A 16,653-nucleotide genomic window follows, 5' to 3' on the forward strand; every position below is an offset into this window, starting at 1 on the left:
TGACCTGTTCGACAAGACTAATTTCAATGATGTCAAAGATCTATATAATCCCATTATTCCGGGGCTATTTGATTAATTGTTTAACTCGTCCCATTTTAACGGGACACTAATGATCCTACAATATCTTTTTCTGTGAAAGGAACTCTTTTATGTCATTTCCTAAAGTGAAAGATACCGGTATACTTTGCAAATACCTACTTAAAATCAGATTTAGTGTCAAACCCTTCATGCTTTCAATTTTAGTATAAGTACTTATGAAATAGTGAGATATGGTGAAATCAAAGTCTCACGGTATATGATGGCCGGGAACTTCTCTACAGATACGTTGTCATTCCAAAATTTATAGAAAGGATGAACGTAAATTATTGATACGGGAGTGAATTTAGTTTAATCTAAAGGTTTAACCCCTATTTTTAATAAAATTTAGTTGGTATGGTTAATGAATTTCCTGTACTTTTGGGAGCAAAAAAGAAAGGCTTGCGCCGATACAATAAAAACAGAAAAATAGAACTTAAAAAATATTGATTTATGGCTGAAACTATTGATATCCGTGAACTGAATGAGCGGATTGAAAGACAAAGTGCTTTCATTACCAATCTGACTGCTGGAATGGACCAGGTCATCGTAGGACAAAAACATTTGGTAGAATCTTTGTTGATCGGTTTGCTTTCCGACGGACATGTATTATTGGAAGGTGTGCCGGGCTTGGCGAAGACTTTGGCGATCAAGACACTGGCTTCTTTGATCGATGCCAAATACAGCCGTATCCAGTTTACACCGGACTTGTTGCCGGCCGATGTTATCGGTACCATGGTTTATAGTCAAAAGGATGAAAGCTTTCAGGTAAAGAAAGGTCCTGTTTTTGCAAATTTTGTATTGGCTGATGAAATCAACCGTGCTCCTGCCAAGGTACAGAGTGCATTGCTTGAAGCGATGCAGGAGCGCCAAGTGACTATCGGAAAAGAAACATTCAGGTTGCCCGAACCCTTCTTGGTAATGGCAACTCAAAATCCGATTGAACAGGAAGGTACTTACCCGCTTCCCGAAGCTCAGGTGGACCGTTTTATGTTGAAGGTCATCATTGATTATCCGAAACTGGAAGAAGAAAAGTTGATTATCCGTCAGAATATAAACGGAGAAAAAGCAAACGTACGTCCTATTCTGAAGGCTGAAGAAATTATCGAAGCACGTAAGGTGGTACGTCAGGTATATTTGGATGAGAAAATCGAAAAATACATTGTAGATATTGTTTTTGCAACCCGTTATCCTGAAAAATATGATCTGAAGGATTTGAAGGAGATGATAGGATTCGGCGGCTCTCCACGTGCTTCCATCAATTTGGCACTGGCTGCACGCAGTTATGCTTTCATCAAACGTCGTGGTTATGTTATTCCTGAAGATGTGCGTGCCGTTGCACATGACGTATTGCGTCATCGTATCGGACTGACTTACGAGGCTGAAGCCAGCAACTTGACTTCGGATGAGATTGTAAGTCGCATCCTGAACAAGGTAGAAGTGCCTTGATGCATCAACAAAAGGAATATTCTGCGGTAAGCGGAAATATTTCTGAAAAGTTGTGATTATTAATAGGTATATTTAAGTCCCTTGTATGCGGGACTCTGATAGTTTATTTTTGAAACTTGCAGATGGAAACCACTGAACTATTAAAGAAAGTTCGCCAAATAGAAATCAAAACACACGGCTTGTCCAGCAATATTTTTGCAGGACAATACCATTCGGCCTTCAAGGGTAGGGGAATGGCTTTTTCCGAAGTGCGCGAATATCAGTTTGGCGATGACATTCGTGATATCGACTGGAATGTAACGGCACGTTTTAATAAACCTTATGTTAAGGTCTTCGAAGAAGAACGTGAATTGACGGTGATGTTGCTGGTCGATGTTTCCGGTAGTTTGGAATTTGGTACGGTGAAGCAGATGAAGAAGGATATGGTGACCGAAATTGCTGCCACATTGGCTTTTTCGGCCATTCAGAACAATGATAAGATTGGAGTCATCTTTTTCTCTGACCGGATAGAAAAATTCATTCCTCCCAAGAAGGGACGTAAGCACATTCTGTATATCATCAGAGAATTGATTGATTTCCATGCAGAAAGTCGACGTACGAATATTCGTATGGGGCTGGAATACCTGACAAATGTCATGAAACGTCGGTGTACAGCTTTTGTCCTTTCTGATTTCATCGACCAGGAGAGTTTCAAGAATGCTATGACCATTGCCAACCGCAAGCATGACGTGGTGGCCATCCAGGTGTACGACCGACGTGTGGAAGAACTTCCGGCCATCGGCCTGATGAAAATAAAGGATGCTGAAACGGGGCACGAGCAGTGGATAGATACGTCATCGCGTGCAGTGCGCAAAGCTCATCACGAATGGTGGGTGAATAAGCAGGCTGAACTGAATGAAACATTTACTAAAAGTAATGTGGACAATGTTTCAGTGCGTACCGACCAAGACTATGTGAAAGCCTTGATGACACTGTTTGCAAAGAGGAACTGATGTCGTAAAGAAAAGATCGTTTGAATGATGAAAAGATATTTGTTTTCTATAGCTCTGGCACTGATTTTTATGGGTAAAGGGTATGCTCAATCCGTAACGGTGGATGCGAGTATCGACTCTTTGCAAATATTGATTGGTGAGCAGGCAAAAATTAAACTGGAAGTGTCGCTTGACGCCAACAAACGGGCCATATTTCCGGCATACAGAGATACGCTGGTACGTGGAGTGGAAATCGTTGATGTGGCAAAACCCGATACACAGCTGTTGAACGACGGGAAGCGTACCTTGATTACTCAGGAATATACCATCACGTCTTTCGATTCTGCACTTTATTATCTCCCACCGATGGAAGTCTTGGTAGACAATAAACCCTACCGGTCAAAGGCATTGGCACTGAAAGTCTATTCTATTCCTGTGGATACGTTGCATCCTGACCAGTTTTTTGGTCCTAAAACAGTGATGAACGCTCCTTTTGTGTGGGCAGACTGGTATTTGTTTATAGCTTGCGTACTGTTGCTGGCTCCCTTCTTGTTGGCTGCCATCTATCTGGTGAAGCGAATTCGCGACAACAAGCCCATTATCCGTAAAGTGAAAGTGGAGCCCAAGTTACCGCCACACCAAGTAGCTATGCAGGAAATTGAGCGCATCAAACAAGAGAAAGTATGGCAGAAAGGACAACCGAAGGAGTACTATACGGAATTAACAGACACTCTTCGCACCTATATCAAAGAGCGTTTTGGTTTCAATGCGTTAGAAATGACTTCTACTGAGATTATCGAAAAGTTGTTGGAAACAAACGATAAAGAGGCTTTATCTGATCTGCGCACATTATTTCAGACAGCCGATTTGGTGAAATTTGCCAAACACAATCCGCTGATGAATGAAAATGATGCCAACCTGATTAATGCGGTAGATTTCATTAATGAGACCAAAGAGAAAGAAGACGAAAACGCCAAACCGCAACCTACCGAAATAACGATTGTAGAGAAGCGTTCCCTGCAAACTAAAATTTTATTGGGAGTGGGAGCTGTCTTGGCTGCTGCAGCCTTTATTTGGGCAGTAGTCTATATATGTAAAGAGTTGTATAATTACTTTGCTTAAAACGTAGAAACAATGGTTTTTGCTAATATTGAATATCTATTTCTATTGCTTTTGCTTATACCTTATATAGTATGGTATATCATGAAGCGCAGAAATAACGAGGCAACCCTTCAGATTTCTGATGCACGTGTTTATGCCCATACTCCTAAAAGTTATAAGAACTATCTGCTTCATGCACCGTTTGTTCTGCGTATCATCAGTTTGGTACTGCTTATTTTGGTATTGGCACGTCCTCAGACTACGGACAGCTGGCAAAATAGTGAGATAGAAGGTATAGACATCATGATGGCTGTCGACGTTTCTACTAGTATGCTGGCAGAAGATTTGAAACCTAACCGATTGGAGGCAGCGAAAGATGTGGCTGCTCAGTTTATCAATGGTCGCCCCAATGATAATATCGGTATCACACTCTTTGCAGGTGAGAGTTTCACACAATGTCCGCTGACAGTAGATCATGCAGTATTGCTGAATTTGATAAAGGACATCAAATGTGGTGTGATTGAGGATGGTACAGCTGTGGGCATGGGTATAGCCAATGCGGTTACCCGACTGAAAGACAGCAAGGCTAAGTCTAAAGTCATCATCCTTCTTACTGACGGAACGAACAACAGGGGAGACATCTCGCCTCTGACGGCAGCCGAGATAGCCAAGAGCTTCGGTATTCGCGTTTATACTATTGGTGTGGGTACAAACGGAATGGCCCCCTATCCTTATCCGGTAGGAGGTACGGTACAGTATGTCAATATGCCTGTGGAGATAGACGAGAAGACTTTGACGCAAATAGCAGGCACTACAGACGGTAATTATTTTCGTGCTACAAGCAATTCCAAGCTGAAAGAGGTATATGAAGAAATCGACAAGTTGGAGAAAACCAAACTCAGTGTCAAGGAGTTCAGTAAGCGACAGGAAGAATATCGCTGGTTTGCTCTAGGTGCATTCTTGTGTGTATTGCTTGAAGTGCTGTTACGCAATACTATTCTGAAAAAAATTCCATAATAGTTGGAAGGGAACAGCAAGTGTATATGAAGTATAATTTGTAATTAGAGTATATAAAGATATGTTTCGCTTTGAAGAACCTGCATATTTATATTTGCTGATATTGTTGCCATTGTTGGTTGCATTTTATTTGTATTCCAACTATCGCAGACGTAAGGCGATCCAGAAGTTTGGCGATCCGATATTGATGGCCCAGTTAATGCCGGATGTTTCACGATATCGTCCTGATGTAAAGTTTTGGTTTGTATGGGCTGCTATTGGCTTTTTTTCTGTATTGCTGGCCCGCCCTCAGTTCGGATCAAAACTTGAAACAGTCAAGAGACAAGGCGTAGAAGTGATGGTAGCGTTGGATATCTCAAATTCAATGTTGGCACAAGACGTGCAGCCTAGCCGATTGGAAAAGGCTAAACGATTGATGGCTCGACTCGTGGACAAGATGCAGAATGACAAAGTGGGGATGATTGTGTTTGCAGGTGATGCCTTTACTCAACTTCCTATCACGAATGATTATATTTCGGCCAAGATGTTTTTGGAAACAATTGATCCTTCATTAATATCCAAGCAAGGAACTGCTATCGGAGCTGCAATCAATTTGGCCACTCGCAGTTTTACACCTCAGGAAGGTGTAGGTCGTGCCATTATTTTGATTACCGATGGTGAAAACCATGAAGGTGGGGCCATGGAAGCTGTTAAGGCTGCTACGGAAAAAGGTATTCAGGTCAATGTGTTGGGAGTTGGCTTACCAGATGGAGCTCCTATTCCTGTAGAAGGAACCAACGACTATCGCCGCGACCGTGAAGGTAATGTTATCGTGACGCGTCTGAACGAACAGATGTGTCAGGAAATAGCCAAGACGGGTAATGGCATTTATGTTCGTGTGGATAATACGAATAATGCGCAAAAAGCAATTATCAGTGAAATAGATAAGATGGCCAAGGCGGATGTGGAAACCAAGGTTTACACTGAGTATAATGAACAGTTTCAAGCAGTGGCATGGATTATCTTAATTCTTCTGTTGGCTGAAATGCTGATATTGGAACGTAAGAATCCACTGTTCCGCAATATCCATTTATTTTCAACTAAGAAAAAGGAGCAATGAGTATGAGTTATCAGAAATATATAGGTTTGTTTTTTCTGTTAATAGCAGCTACGACCGTACATGCACAAAAAGCAGAGCGTGATCTCATACGAAAGGGTAATCGTATGTATAACGACAGTGTGTATGAAAATGCTGAAGTTAATTACAGGAAAGCTTTGGAGATTAATCCGAAATCAACTGTTGCCATGTACAATTTGGCAAATACGCTGATGCAACAGAATAAACTGCAGGAGGCTATGGAGCAATTTGCCGGTGCAGCCAAAGTGGAAAAAGAGAAACCTAATCTGGCACAGATTTACCATAATATGGGTGTCATTTTCCAATCACAGAAAGATTATGCAAAGGCAATAGAGGCATATAAAGAATCGCTTCGTAATAATCCTAAGGATGATGAGACACGTTATAATCTGGCTTTGGCGCAGAAATTGCTGAAAGATCAACAACAAGATCAGCAAAATCAGGATAATCAGCAAAACCAACAGAAGCAGGAAGAGAAGCAAGATCAGCAACAAAATCAGCAACAGAATCAAAATAATGATCAACAGCAGGAACCTCCTCAGCAACAGAAACAGGACAATCAGATGTCTAAGGAGAATGCTGAACAGTTGTTGAACTCCGTAATGCAGGATGAGAAAGACGTACAAGATAAAGTGAAAAAACAACAGCAGGTTATCAAAGGTAATCGCTTGGAGAAAGATTGGTAAATTAAATAACAACAAATAATATATGAGAAAAATTGTTTTCTTATGGATGGCATTGTTTGCCACGGCTTTGTGCAGTTATGCCGATGACAAAGTGACATTCACAGCATCAGCAGCTCCTGATGTTGTAGCTGTGGGAGATCAACTCAGGCTATCATATACAGTAAACACGCAAAAGGTGAAAGATTTTCGAGTTCCGTCTATCAAAGGATTTGATGTACTGATGGGACCTAGCCGTTCCTATAGCAGACAAAATTTTAATGGGAATGTTACGGAAAATCTTACCTATACTTATATTTTATTGGCCAAGGCAGAGGGCGAATATACGATTCCTGGTGCTACACTTTCGGTGGGAAAGGATCAATACTTATCCAATTCTGTGAAGATCAAAGTGTTGCCAGCTGACCAATCGTCGAATGCACAAGGTGCAGGAAGTGGACAAGGAGGAAGAAGCTCATCTTCATCAAGCGTTACTTCTATTTCCAATAACGATTTGTTCATTACAGCTACACTTAGCAAAACTAATGTTTATGAACAGGAAGCCATTCTGTTGACATATAAAATATATACAGTAGTGGATCTTCGTGGATTTGATAATGTAAAGCTCCCTGATTTTAAAGGATTTCATTCTCAAGAGGTAGAATTACCCAATGACAGACGGTGGGGATTAGAACATTATAAAGGTCGCAATTATCACTCAACAATCTATCGTCAGTTTGTGCTTTTCCCACAACAGTCCGGAAAATTGACTATTGATGCAGCTCGATTTGATGCTTCGGTTGAGAAAATGGAAGAAATCGTTGATCCATTTGAAGCTTTCTTCAATGGAGGTGGCGGAAGTATACAGATAAAGAAAACTTTGATGACTCCCAAACTGACGGTTGATGTCAAATCTTTGCCGGCTGGTAAACCGACAGACTTTAGCGGAGGAGTAGGAGAGTTTACTATATCTTCTTCTATCAACAGCACGGATGTGAAGACGAACGATGCCATTACGATAAAGCTTGTCATTTCTGGAACAGGAAATCTGAAGTTGGTATCAGATCCGGAAGTCAAGTTTCCCGAAGATTTTGAAGTATATGATCCAAAAGTTGACAACAAGTTCCGTCTGACCAATGCCGGCCTGTCTGGAAATAAAGTGATAGAATACTTGGCCATTCCACGTAATGCAGGAACCTATAAGATTCCTCCTATCAAGTTTAGCTATTTTGATATCAAGTCACGTTCGTACAAGACTTTGACCACTGAAGAATATGTCGTTCAAGTAGCTAAAGGTGCAGGAAATGCAACGCAGACTATTGCAAACTTTACCAATAAGGAAGATCTGAAAGTACTGAATGAGGATATCCGCTTTATCAAGCAGAATGATGTGAAACTAATGCCCAAAGGAGAATATTTCTATGGCTCGACAACCTATTGGTTATTCTATCTTATTCCTGGCATTTTGTTTATCACTTGTTTTGTCCTTTACCGTAAGCAGATTGCAGCAAACGCCAATGTGGCAAGAGTTCGTACGAAGAAAGCCAATAAAGTGGCAGTGAAACGCATGAAACAAGCTGAAAAATTGCTTGCCGCTAATAAAAAGGATGAATTCTATGATGAGGTACTGAAAGCTTTGTGGGGTTATATTAGTGATAAACTTAATATTCCAGTTTCGCGCTTGTCTAAAGACAACATTGAAGAAGAATTGCTCAAATACGGCGTATCTGACGATTTGATAAAGGAATTCCTCAATGCATTGAACAGCTGTGAATTTGCCCGCTTTGCTCCAGGAGATGCCAATCAGGCTATGGATAAGGTCTATACAGAATCATTTGAAGTGATCAGTAAAATGGAAAATTCAATCAAACATTAAAAAGAGGAGAATATATAGCATGAAAAAAATATGGGTTTTAACTATTATATTAATGGCATCGGTAACATTGTTTGGTCAAGATGCCGTCCTCAATGATTCTGTCAGCTCAGATTCTTTGACGAAGTCAGATGCTTCTGCTTTTTCTGCAGCTAAACAGATTGTAAATGCAACTAAAGCTGAAGGAGACAGTGCATACATTAAGAATGACTTTGCTTCTGCCATACAAATTTATGAGAGCTTGTTGCAACAAGGAGAAGCACCGGAAATATATTATAATTTAGGTAATTGCTATTATAAAACGGATGATATTGCACGTGCCATCCTCAATTATGAACGTGCTTTATTATTAAGTCCCGGAAATACTGATATACGTGCCAATTTGGAAATAGCTCGTTCTAAAGCTATTGATAAAGTTACACCTGTGCCTGAAATCTTTTTTATAACATGGATAAAGTCATTAGTTAATTCTCAGAGTTCTGATGCATGGGCAAGAACGGGTATTATTTCTTTCTTGCTGTTATTAGTATCCCTAGCAATCTTTTTCTTTACCCAACATATTAAGTGGAAAAAAATAGGATTTTCTGCTGCAATATTATTTTTAATAGTAACAGTTCTTTCCAATCTATTCGCATCACAGCAAAAAAGTTATTTGACCAATCGTAATGATGCTATTATTTTATCACCAAGTGTTACGGTTCGTAGTACTCCAAGTGAGAGTGGCACCAGCCTCTTTGTTCTACATGAAGGACGTAAGGTAGAGATTAAGGATAATAGTATGCGTGAATGGAAAGAAATACGTTTAGAAGATGGTAAAGTAGGGTGGGTGCCTTCCTCCTCAATAGAAGTAATTTAAGAATCTAAAGATAATCTTTTTCGAAAGTCCGAATCACATATAACAGATGGTTCGGACTTTCTTTTTCCATATAACCTTTGTTCCTGACAAAAAGATAAAAAAGGAGGCAAAAAAGTTTGTTTTATCTTTTTTTTTCCTTAAGTTTATAGCGTGATAATTAAAAAATAGAGTATTAACCATTAAGTTTATGAATATGAGAACAATAACTTTCAACGAATTACGTAAGATCAAAGACTCTTTACCCACAGGAAGCATGCATAGAATTGCCGATGAATTAGGCTTAAGTGTAGATACAGTTAGGAATTTCTTCGGTGGACATAATTTCAAAGAAGGTAAAAGTGTAGGTATACATTTAGAACCGGGTCCTGATGGTGGATTGGTAATGATTGATGATACCACGGTGCTTGATAGGGCATTAGAAATCTTAGATGAAATAGCAAACGAACATAAGCAAGTCTCTGAAGAATAAAAAGTCTGTAGAAAATCCCAATTGTTGCATCATGAAGAAAGACAATTGGGATTTTTCTTTTAGACGAATTTGTATATCTATCTTTATTTCATTATTTAGACTTTTGACTATCATGGAAGACAAATTAGTAACCTTAGCTATATTAACATATGCGAAAGCTCAAATTTTAAAAAACGTACTTGAGAATGAGGGAATTGAGACGTGTATTCATAATATAAACCAGATACAACCGGTGGTTTCATCGGGAGTAAGAGTTCGTATTAAAGAAAGTGATTTGCCTCGTGCACTGAAAATAACTGAAAGTTCCGCATGGTTGTCCGAAGAGGTTGTAGAAGGTAAGTCACCTCATATTGACAAGTCAACAAATAAGATCCTAATTCCTGTCGATTTCTCTAATTATTCATTGAAAGCCTGCGAATTCGGCTTCCATTTTGCACAGAATGCTGGTGCAGAAGTATTGTTATTACATGTTTATTTTACTCCAATTTATGCTACTTCTTTACCATATAGCGACATTTTCAATCTTCATGGTGATGAGGAAAATACTCGGAATATACTTCAAAAAGCCCATAATGAAGTCACTGTATTCTCAGATAAAATAAAGGAAAAAATTAATTCGGGGTATTTGCCTGATATTAAATATTCATGCATACTGAGAGAAGGTATTCCTGAGGAAGAAATTATTCGATATGCAAAGGAAATTCATCCCCGTATGATTATCATGGGTACACGTGGTAAGGATCAAAAAGATATTGACTTAATAGGAAGTGTAACAGCTGAAGTGATAGAAAGAGCACATACTACAGTTTTAGCTATACCAGAAAGAACACTTATCGAGCAGTTATCAGAGGTTAAGCGTATTGCTTTCATTACGAATTTTGATCAAAGAGACTTAATTGCTTTTGATTCACTTATCCATAATAGTCTGAAGGATTTTAAATTTGCTGTGTCTTTAATTCACTTAGCAGAAGTCAAGGATACATGGAATGAAATAAAACTTGGAGGTATTAAGGAATATTTCCAGAAACAATATCCGAATTTAGAAATATATTATGATGTTGTCCAAGATGATAATTTCCTAATTAATTTAGATCATTATATAAAAAGTAAACATATTGATATAATAACGTTGACTTCTTACAAAAGAAATATCTTTTCCAGATTATTTAATCCAAGTATTGCCAGGAAAATGATTTTTCATTCTGATACGCCGCTTATGGTTGTATACAGCAAACCGAATTAATCAAAATAAAGCGTTCTCGTTTGAGATATAATCATGATTATGAAAAATTTTAATAGGGATTTTCCTAAATTTGATAGGGATTTCCCCCAAGTAGTTCATAATCAGCTATAAACCCATATTCACACCTACGAGCAGTGCCATTCCTGTGAGGGTGGCACCGCCGATAAATCCACCGATTGCGGTTAATACCGTAATGGCAAGCTGTATTATTTTTTTCCAAAGATTGCTATTTAATGCCATAACTTATTAACCTATCGGAGAACCGCCTTCTCCCGTGAATTTTACAATTTTACTGATTGAGGCAACTTTGCCCTTAAGCGACAAAACGGGAATGATAAGACATTCGTTTTTGGAGTTTATCGCTTCGATAGCTCCTAACGTCGTACTAGACAGAACCACGCTTGAAGCATAATCGGTAGCACCCGTTAACGGCTTCATCAACTGCTTAAGGTCAGCATCGGCAAGCGACATAACTGAAACGCCTGAAGCTTCGACAACAACGAGTTTCAGAGAGAGGTCGGAGAACAACTGCTGCGGGAAGTTGATAGTCAGACCGTTGACGGTGATAATGGAACTGTCTACAGCTTGGCCTGCAACGACCTGCGCACCTGGGAAAGAACCTTTCGTGAGATAGGCGAAATGTGGCATTTCCACGTCGTCGACATCGGTTGTTACTGATTTGAACCACGCCAAGGCGGTTTGTTTACCTTCGACAAATTCTTTGTTCACGTCGAAATTACCCTGCAACGATTTGTTAAGCGAAGAGAACGAATTTCGCGCGGAGCCGTATTTGCTCTTTTCGAAAGCGGCATCAATGTAGCCAGCAAACAGGAGCATGATTTTCGCCATGTAGGTAAATGACGACCGCTGCATGGATTGCGCGGGTGTGTTTGATTTGTTTTCGCGAACGCGGCGGGATGCGATGGTACGGCCGCGCGTGTGTCTGTAGGTGAGTTCACCCGCGGACTTTGTGCCCGCGCCTACTGCGGTGGAATTAATAACTGCCATAACTGAGCCTGCTGGAGGATATCGGCCCCCGACGGTGGGGGCAGGGTTCCAGCTTGCGGCAAAGGTAAAATTTTCCGCAGCAGGAACCAAACAGGAGGAAGGCGGGAGGCGAGCAGGAGGAAGGCGGCGGGAAATAGCAATATGACAGGACGGGGCAGGGGGAATGTGTCATTTTGTCATAGCAGGAGGGGCGAAAGATTTATGATTATTTATATAATGGGCGGGCGGCGAAGCCGCACGCATCCAGCAGCGGCGGGCGAAGCCCGACGCCGAGGGCAGCAGGCGGGCGGGCAACGGTAGGGCGCGGGAGAGCGAACGCGGAGCACACACGGGCAGTCAGCCCGCCACGGGCGGGCAAGGCTTGGAAACGCGACCGCTTTGACGGGGGAAGGGGGGTGCCCCCCTAGAAAGATAGATGAATAGGGGCTAAATCGTACAGGCGGTGGGCGCGAGAACGGGAACCCCACAAGCAGAACAAACTTTCCCCGCGCGGGGAACGGCGGGCGGGGCTGGACGCCCCGCGCGACGGCGGGAACGGTGCACAAACCAAAGCCAAATGCAACGGAGCGGCGGGAGCCGCACCCGCGGGGGGAAGCGCGGGACGCGCTGGGGGGTGTCCCCACTAGGAGAAGGAGCCCCACAGGCGCGCCGACCGCAGGGCGCGAACCGCAGGGGAATGCCACGCGGGCGCGCGGGCTGCGGGGCGCAAGGCGCAACGCGGGAAGAACGCGCACCCGCCCCAAGCAAGGGTAGGGCGGGGGGCAAAACGAACGCGGAGCCCGCACAGGACGGGAAGGCGCGCGCCGCCGCGCCCCCAGCAACGGCGGGGGCAGCGGGGACGCCGCCAATATGTCGGCAGGCTGACAAGGTTAGTTATTTCACCCTATCAGCCCAAGCCATTGCAGTAGCTGGTAGATAATGGCATATATCATTCCGATAATAGCCCATCGGAAATACCATCGGCGCAGATTTCGGTAGTAGCGTTCGCTCATGATATTTTAATTCATAGTACGATTTTGCAAAGGTAGCATAATTTATCGGAAAATGGTGGAATCGACAAAACTGGGGCGGTACTACTTAACCGCCCACAGGTTCCGATGCCGACGGACGGGCTCCGCGCTCCGCTTGGGGTGGTACGGTGTGAAGCATTGAGTAATATGTGGGTCAGTAGCGGCGGAGCAGTCGGCGGTGGAAGTGATGGAGTTCGCCCAAATCGTGGCCGAGGCTAATGACAATTTTCAGCAGTTGGCGAAACCGTTTGTCGTATAACCATAGCTGTGTTGTTGTGCGCGGGTCGGTACGGGTAATTTCGTTCAAATCGGACAAGGCACTTTCGGCGATTTCGTGTACTTGCGCGCGCGACAGGAAGTATAAGCCGTCGGGGCGATTTCGACGGGCTGCGAGTTCAGATTTGCCCTTGAATTTCTTTTTCATGGTAGTAATGATTTAGGGCGGGGCGGGGAACCCCGCCGAGGTTATCAGAAGAAGAAGTTTTCGCCGTCGTGGTGGGCGCGGTCGGCGCAGGCGGCGAAGATTAGCAGAAGGATAAAGAGTTCAAGCATAGCATAATACAAGGCAATACATTATCAAATACATTTACAAATCAAAGGACAAACCTTTGCTACAGAAGCTAAATAGTGACATTCAAACCTATCCACGAAGTCATCAAACCCAACATCTGAACCACACCATTCAACTGCATTCGTACAATCCTGTAGCCATTCGCGGCATGATTTTACAGGATAATTCACCAGCTTATAGACCATGTAAACACAAACTAAGTCTTCATAAGAGTTTTTACCAACATTAATAACATCCATAACTATAATATATTAAAAGTGAAACAATAAGCATATTGCGAGCGGCGGAGCCGCGAGCAGGGAGCAGCGACGGGCGGAGCCCGCCGCCGTAAGAGCTATTCACGGCAGGCATCCGCGAAAGCGGAGCCCAGCTCAAAGAGATAGGAAACCTCCTTGTAACTAATACGAATTTGATAAAAGCCTTCTTTCAGAACTTCATCGAGAATTAACAAAACGGGCTGACGGCTGAAAGCCGCGTCATTGACGCGATGGACAGCCACACGGAAAGAAACAAGTTCGTAACTAGGAACAGACAAAATAACAGTACCAGCAGGACACATAACAATAAATAATTAAGTTAATAATAAAAGTAAATAATCGCAACAAGGAGCACACACCGCACGGCACCCCAAATTTTTTTCCTTTTTTCTTTTTCCGAACGATAACAGAGCGGGCAGACGACACCCCTGCAAGAATTTTTATAAAAATACTCTCCCGCGTGCGGGAGGAAGATTTTTATAAAAAACGCCGCGTGCGGCGGTTCTTGCGGGGGTGGCGGCTGGCTGCAACCTTTGTAAGGAAAAAGAGAGAAGGGAAAAAATTTTCTGAAAGAAAATACCAAGCCGAGAGGGCGCGCGCGCCCGTGAATGACAGGACGGGAAAGGGGCGGTGGGGCACGAAACAACGGCACAAAACCAAAGGGAGAAGGGAACCCAAGGGCAGCGACCCCGAAAGGGGCGGCGCGGCCTCGACCCGCACCCGACGCGGCACAGCCCAAAGGGCGAGCACACGCGGGGGCGAGGGCGCAGACGCGACGAGGACGGAGGGTAACTGTCATTTTCGGGACTTGTAGATAATTTCGTGGCGGAGGGTTTCGGATATTGACACGTGAAGGAAATCGCGATAGATTATCAGCTGGTCGAAGGGTAGGCGCTCTTCGATGTAAGCGGCCATTTCGAGCAGGCGGGACGGGGTGGCGGGGCGGATATCGGCGGCAAGCCCTTGCATGTGCTGGGAGTGCTGGGCGCCGTTTACTTCTTCGTTCAGACGCGGGCAACGGTAGCCGCTATTCACGTAGACGGGTTCGCCCATCGCGTCGCGCAGGGGGTCGAGCAGGAGGGCAACGAGGGCATGGAGGTTTGCGACGGCTTGGGCTGGGGGTCGGTTGTCGATGGCGAGGCGGTCGGCGGTGGCGGAGCGGGTGAGCTCGGATAGGGTGAAATGTTTCATAAGTCTGTGTGTTAAAAGGTTCCGCCTGTCGGCGGGGTGATACGGTGGTAAAGCATTGAGTGATTTTCACCAGATATAATCGGGCGGAGTGTCGGGCTGGAAGTCGTCGGGGTCGATGGGCTTGTAATACTTGAAAAGGTAGTAGAGTTCGTCGGCGTCGAAATCGCGCTTTTTCTCGGCGAGCCTGTCCATTGCGGCAAAGTACAGTAAATCGTCCTCGGCGATGAATTTGTGTCCTTTGAGTTCGTCGAGGTAGTGGATATAGCGTTCGAGCCGCACGGTTGCAGACTTTTTGCCTGATAGTTCCTGTAGAAATTCCATTGCGCCCAAGAGGGCTTGGCGGCGGTATTCGGCTAGGTCGGTGTATTCTTCGGAGAGGCGGCGCAGCTTGTTGTAGCATATTTTTTCCATACGGCCTGTGTCGGCGTCGCGGTTGACGTAGAAAGGTTTTGAGGTGATGGCGGGTGTTTCTTCGAAGATTTGCAAGCGGGGATAATTGCGGATATTCTTCTGTCCTGTATTGATACGGAAATTGAATACTTTTTCGGCGTAGATGTAGAAGAGTTTCCGTATATTCTCGTAGTGCTCTAAATACTTGGGTGACAGGCGGAAGAGTTCGCCCGTCGACATATTTAGAATGTCCTGTCCTTGGGATGATATGGATATTTCGAAACGCCAAACGCGGGCGCCGACGTAATCGGAAAAGCCTTCGTTTTCGAGGCGTCGGGCGTATTCTTCTTTGCTCATTCCCGACAGGCGGTCGCGGTCGACAAAGTATCGGAGGCCGTTTTCTTCCCACATTTTGCGTATCCATGGTTTGTCTTTCACTTCGGCAAGTTCAAGGGTTTTGTCGTAACAATAGGCTTGTATTTTATTTCGGGGGGAGCCGAAGCGGATTGAGTTGAATTTTGCGGCGGAGGTTTGTTTGCGGGTTCCATGCAGGGAGAAGCGGGCGGAGCCTTTGCGGACGATATGCCCAACGGTGCCAGCCTCGGCGGTGATAAATTGCTTGATGAAGCGTTCGACATTTCGACCGTCGCGCAGGTGGTTGCAGTCATAAGCCAAATCCAAACGGGTGATGCCTTTGTATATCAAATTCAAAGCGGCTTGCAGTTTATAAAGCAGGTCGATATAGCCCTGTGAATAAAGGAAACGATTTTCCAGCTTTACGAGGGTGGCTCGGCGATTGATAACGGATGTGCGCGGCTGTTGCTGGATGGTGGCGAAGTGTATGCGCTGGTATTGCACAGTGAGCACGCGGGTAAATTGCGGGGTTTCGTAGTTTTCGCGCGTAACGGTGAAAACGGCGCCTTCGTGCTCGTATGTGCCATTTTCTAAAGGTTCACCAAGGCAAAATGTTTGCAGCCAATCGACTGAAATGCAAAAGTTTTCCATAATCTTATTAAAGCTTTAGTAGAACACGTATTTAAACTAGAAAGGACGGCACTAAGGCCGTCCTTATCACTCGTAGCTTGCAGCGTTACCGTTCACCGACAGCACCACCTGTCCAGCTATCTCTACGCTGCGCAGCAAAATTACGCATTCTAGTCGAGTTTATAATCATGATTATGTTTAATATAAAATAAAGGAATGCTCATTATAAGGTGATTACATACTCATATTAGCCTTAATTACTCTTTTCCGAAAGATCTGAGATAAGAGAATTCTAAAAAAGAAATGAGGGTGTGTCGTAATACGCGATTCACCCTCTTTTCTTTATCAACGATAAGAGCGTTGTTAACTTTTTCAAGCAGCGATATTCTGAAGATAATCTCGATATTTT

The 16,653-nt window shown here is 43.5% G+C and carries 17 protein-coding genes; 10 read left to right on the forward strand and 7 right to left on the reverse strand.

Annotation, left to right across the window (positions count from 1 at the left end; translation table 11 throughout):
* Window positions 1-528 precede the first annotated feature (528 nt).
* From HF894_RS14520 to HF894_RS14565, 10 genes are all read left to right on the forward strand, one after another.
* Complete coding sequence (locus HF894_RS14520) at window positions 529-1,524, forward strand: AAA family ATPase (protein WP_021846307.1); 996 nt, start codon at window positions 529-531, stop codon at window positions 1,522-1,524.
* Between the two features lie 122 nt (window positions 1,525-1,646).
* Complete coding sequence (locus HF894_RS14525; protein ID WP_021846308.1) at window positions 1,647-2,516, forward strand: DUF58 domain-containing protein; 870 nt, start codon at window positions 1,647-1,649, stop codon at window positions 2,514-2,516.
* Window positions 2,517-2,543: 27 nt separating this feature from the next.
* Complete coding sequence (locus HF894_RS14530) at window positions 2,544-3,617, forward strand: hypothetical protein (protein ID WP_204969066.1); 1,074 nt, start codon at window positions 2,544-2,546, stop codon at window positions 3,615-3,617.
* Between the two features lie 12 nt (window positions 3,618-3,629).
* Window positions 3,630-4,613 (forward strand): vWA domain-containing protein, encoded by a 984-nt coding sequence (locus HF894_RS14535; RefSeq protein ID WP_021846310.1) that lies wholly within the window; start codon window positions 3,630-3,632, stop codon window positions 4,611-4,613.
* A gap of 61 nt (window positions 4,614-4,674) precedes the next feature.
* Entirely contained in the window at window positions 4,675-5,712 is a 1,038-nt protein-coding gene (locus HF894_RS14540) for a vWA domain-containing protein (RefSeq protein ID WP_021846311.1), read from the forward strand.
* A 2-nt stretch (window positions 5,713-5,714) separates the two neighbouring features.
* Window positions 5,715-6,416 (forward strand): tetratricopeptide repeat protein, encoded by a 702-nt coding sequence (locus HF894_RS14545; RefSeq protein WP_204973312.1) that lies wholly within the window; start codon window positions 5,715-5,717, stop codon window positions 6,414-6,416.
* 22 nt (window positions 6,417-6,438) lie between these two features.
* The gene (locus HF894_RS14550) at window positions 6,439-8,268 is read left to right on the forward strand and encodes a BatD family protein (protein WP_204973313.1); all 1,830 of its coding nucleotides are present in this window, start codon (window positions 6,439-6,441) and stop codon (window positions 8,266-8,268) included.
* Between the two features lie 19 nt (window positions 8,269-8,287).
* Complete coding sequence (locus HF894_RS14555; protein ID WP_204973316.1) at window positions 8,288-9,121, forward strand: tetratricopeptide repeat protein; 834 nt, start codon at window positions 8,288-8,290, stop codon at window positions 9,119-9,121.
* Between the two features lie 187 nt (window positions 9,122-9,308).
* Window positions 9,309-9,590, forward strand: coding sequence for a hypothetical protein (locus tag HF894_RS14560; RefSeq protein WP_021846446.1), 282 nt, complete (start codon window positions 9,309-9,311; stop codon window positions 9,588-9,590).
* Between the two features lie 112 nt (window positions 9,591-9,702).
* Window positions 9,703-10,833, forward strand: coding sequence for a universal stress protein (locus HF894_RS14565; protein WP_075316927.1), 1,131 nt, complete (start codon window positions 9,703-9,705; stop codon window positions 10,831-10,833).
* Between the two features lie 105 nt (window positions 10,834-10,938).
* Here HF894_RS14565 and HF894_RS14570 read toward each other — a convergent pair whose 3' ends face one another.
* The 7 genes from HF894_RS14570 to HF894_RS14600 all read right to left on the reverse strand — a co-directional run bounded on the left by HF894_RS14570 (window position 10,939) and on the right by HF894_RS14600 (window position 16,265).
* Window positions 10,939-11,073 carry a smalltalk protein gene (locus HF894_RS14570; RefSeq protein ID WP_204973318.1) on the reverse strand — a complete coding sequence of 45 codons (135 nt, stop codon included), beginning with the start codon at window positions 11,071-11,073 and terminating at the stop codon, window positions 10,939-10,941.
* 6 nt (window positions 11,074-11,079) lie between these two features.
* Window positions 11,080-11,841, reverse strand: a complete 762-nt coding sequence (locus tag HF894_RS14575; RefSeq protein ID WP_204973320.1) for a hypothetical protein — start codon at window positions 11,839-11,841, stop codon at window positions 11,080-11,082.
* Window positions 11,842-12,009: 168 nt separating this feature from the next.
* Complete coding sequence (locus HF894_RS14580; RefSeq protein ID WP_204973322.1) at window positions 12,010-12,171, reverse strand: hypothetical protein; 162 nt, start codon at window positions 12,169-12,171, stop codon at window positions 12,010-12,012.
* 834 nt (window positions 12,172-13,005) lie between these two features.
* Window positions 13,006-13,275, reverse strand: a complete 270-nt coding sequence (locus tag HF894_RS14585) for a hypothetical protein (RefSeq protein ID WP_204973324.1) — start codon at window positions 13,273-13,275, stop codon at window positions 13,006-13,008.
* A 481-nt stretch (window positions 13,276-13,756) separates the two neighbouring features.
* A complete protein-coding gene (locus HF894_RS14590) occupies window positions 13,757-13,981 on the reverse strand; it encodes a hypothetical protein (RefSeq protein WP_204973326.1) in 225 nt (74 codons plus the stop codon).
* 493 nt (window positions 13,982-14,474) lie between these two features.
* Window positions 14,475-14,870 carry a D-Ala-D-Ala carboxypeptidase family metallohydrolase gene (locus HF894_RS14595; RefSeq protein ID WP_204973328.1) on the reverse strand — a complete coding sequence of 132 codons (396 nt, stop codon included), beginning with the start codon at window positions 14,868-14,870 and terminating at the stop codon, window positions 14,475-14,477.
* Window positions 14,871-14,936: 66 nt separating this feature from the next.
* The gene (locus HF894_RS14600; RefSeq protein ID WP_204973330.1) at window positions 14,937-16,265 is read right to left on the reverse strand and encodes a hypothetical protein; all 1,329 of its coding nucleotides are present in this window, start codon (window positions 16,263-16,265) and stop codon (window positions 14,937-14,939) included.
* Window positions 16,266-16,653 lie beyond the last annotated feature (388 nt).

The sequence above is a fragment of the Caecibacteroides pullorum genome (genome assembly GCF_019239235.1).
GTDB lineage: Bacteria > Bacteroidota > Bacteroidia > Bacteroidales > Bacteroidaceae > Bacteroides > Bacteroides pullorum.

Excerpts from the sequence above, each read along its gene's own strand:
- HF894_RS14560 (WP_021846446.1), top strand. The coding sequence starts at position 9,309 with ATGAATATGAGAACAATAACTTTCAACGAATTACGTAAGATCAAAGAC.
- HF894_RS14545 (WP_204973312.1), top strand. The coding sequence starts at position 5,715 with ATGAGTTATCAGAAATATATAGGTTTGTTTTTTCTGTTAATAGCAGCT.
- HF894_RS14520 (WP_021846307.1), top strand. The coding sequence starts at position 529 with ATGGCTGAAACTATTGATATCCGTGAACTGAATGAGCGGATTGAAAGA.
- HF894_RS14525 (WP_021846308.1), top strand. The coding sequence starts at position 1,647 with ATGGAAACCACTGAACTATTAAAGAAAGTTCGCCAAATAGAAATCAAA.
- HF894_RS14555 (WP_204973316.1), top strand. The coding sequence starts at position 8,288 with ATGAAAAAAATATGGGTTTTAACTATTATATTAATGGCATCGGTAACA.
- HF894_RS14530 (WP_204969066.1), top strand. The coding sequence starts at position 2,544 with ATGAAAAGATATTTGTTTTCTATAGCTCTGGCACTGATTTTTATGGGT.
- HF894_RS14600 (WP_204973330.1), bottom strand. The coding sequence starts at position 16,265 with ATGGAAAACTTTTGCATTTCAGTCGATTGGCTGCAAACATTTTGCCTT.
- HF894_RS14540 (WP_021846311.1), top strand. The coding sequence starts at position 4,675 with ATGTTTCGCTTTGAAGAACCTGCATATTTATATTTGCTGATATTGTTG.
- HF894_RS14595 (WP_204973328.1), bottom strand. The coding sequence starts at position 14,870 with ATGAAACATTTCACCCTATCCGAGCTCACCCGCTCCGCCACCGCCGAC.
- HF894_RS14535 (WP_021846310.1), top strand. The coding sequence starts at position 3,630 with ATGGTTTTTGCTAATATTGAATATCTATTTCTATTGCTTTTGCTTATA.
- HF894_RS14550 (WP_204973313.1), top strand. The coding sequence starts at position 6,439 with ATGAGAAAAATTGTTTTCTTATGGATGGCATTGTTTGCCACGGCTTTG.
- HF894_RS14570 (WP_204973318.1), bottom strand. The coding sequence starts at position 11,073 with ATGGCATTAAATAGCAATCTTTGGAAAAAAATAATACAGCTTGCCATT.
- HF894_RS14585 (WP_204973324.1), bottom strand. The coding sequence starts at position 13,275 with ATGAAAAAGAAATTCAAGGGCAAATCTGAACTCGCAGCCCGTCGAAAT.
- HF894_RS14575 (WP_204973320.1), bottom strand. The coding sequence starts at position 11,841 with ATGGCAGTTATTAATTCCACCGCAGTAGGCGCGGGCACAAAGTCCGCG.
- HF894_RS14590 (WP_204973326.1), bottom strand. The coding sequence starts at position 13,981 with ATGTGTCCTGCTGGTACTGTTATTTTGTCTGTTCCTAGTTACGAACTT.
- HF894_RS14565 (WP_075316927.1), top strand. The coding sequence starts at position 9,703 with ATGGAAGACAAATTAGTAACCTTAGCTATATTAACATATGCGAAAGCT.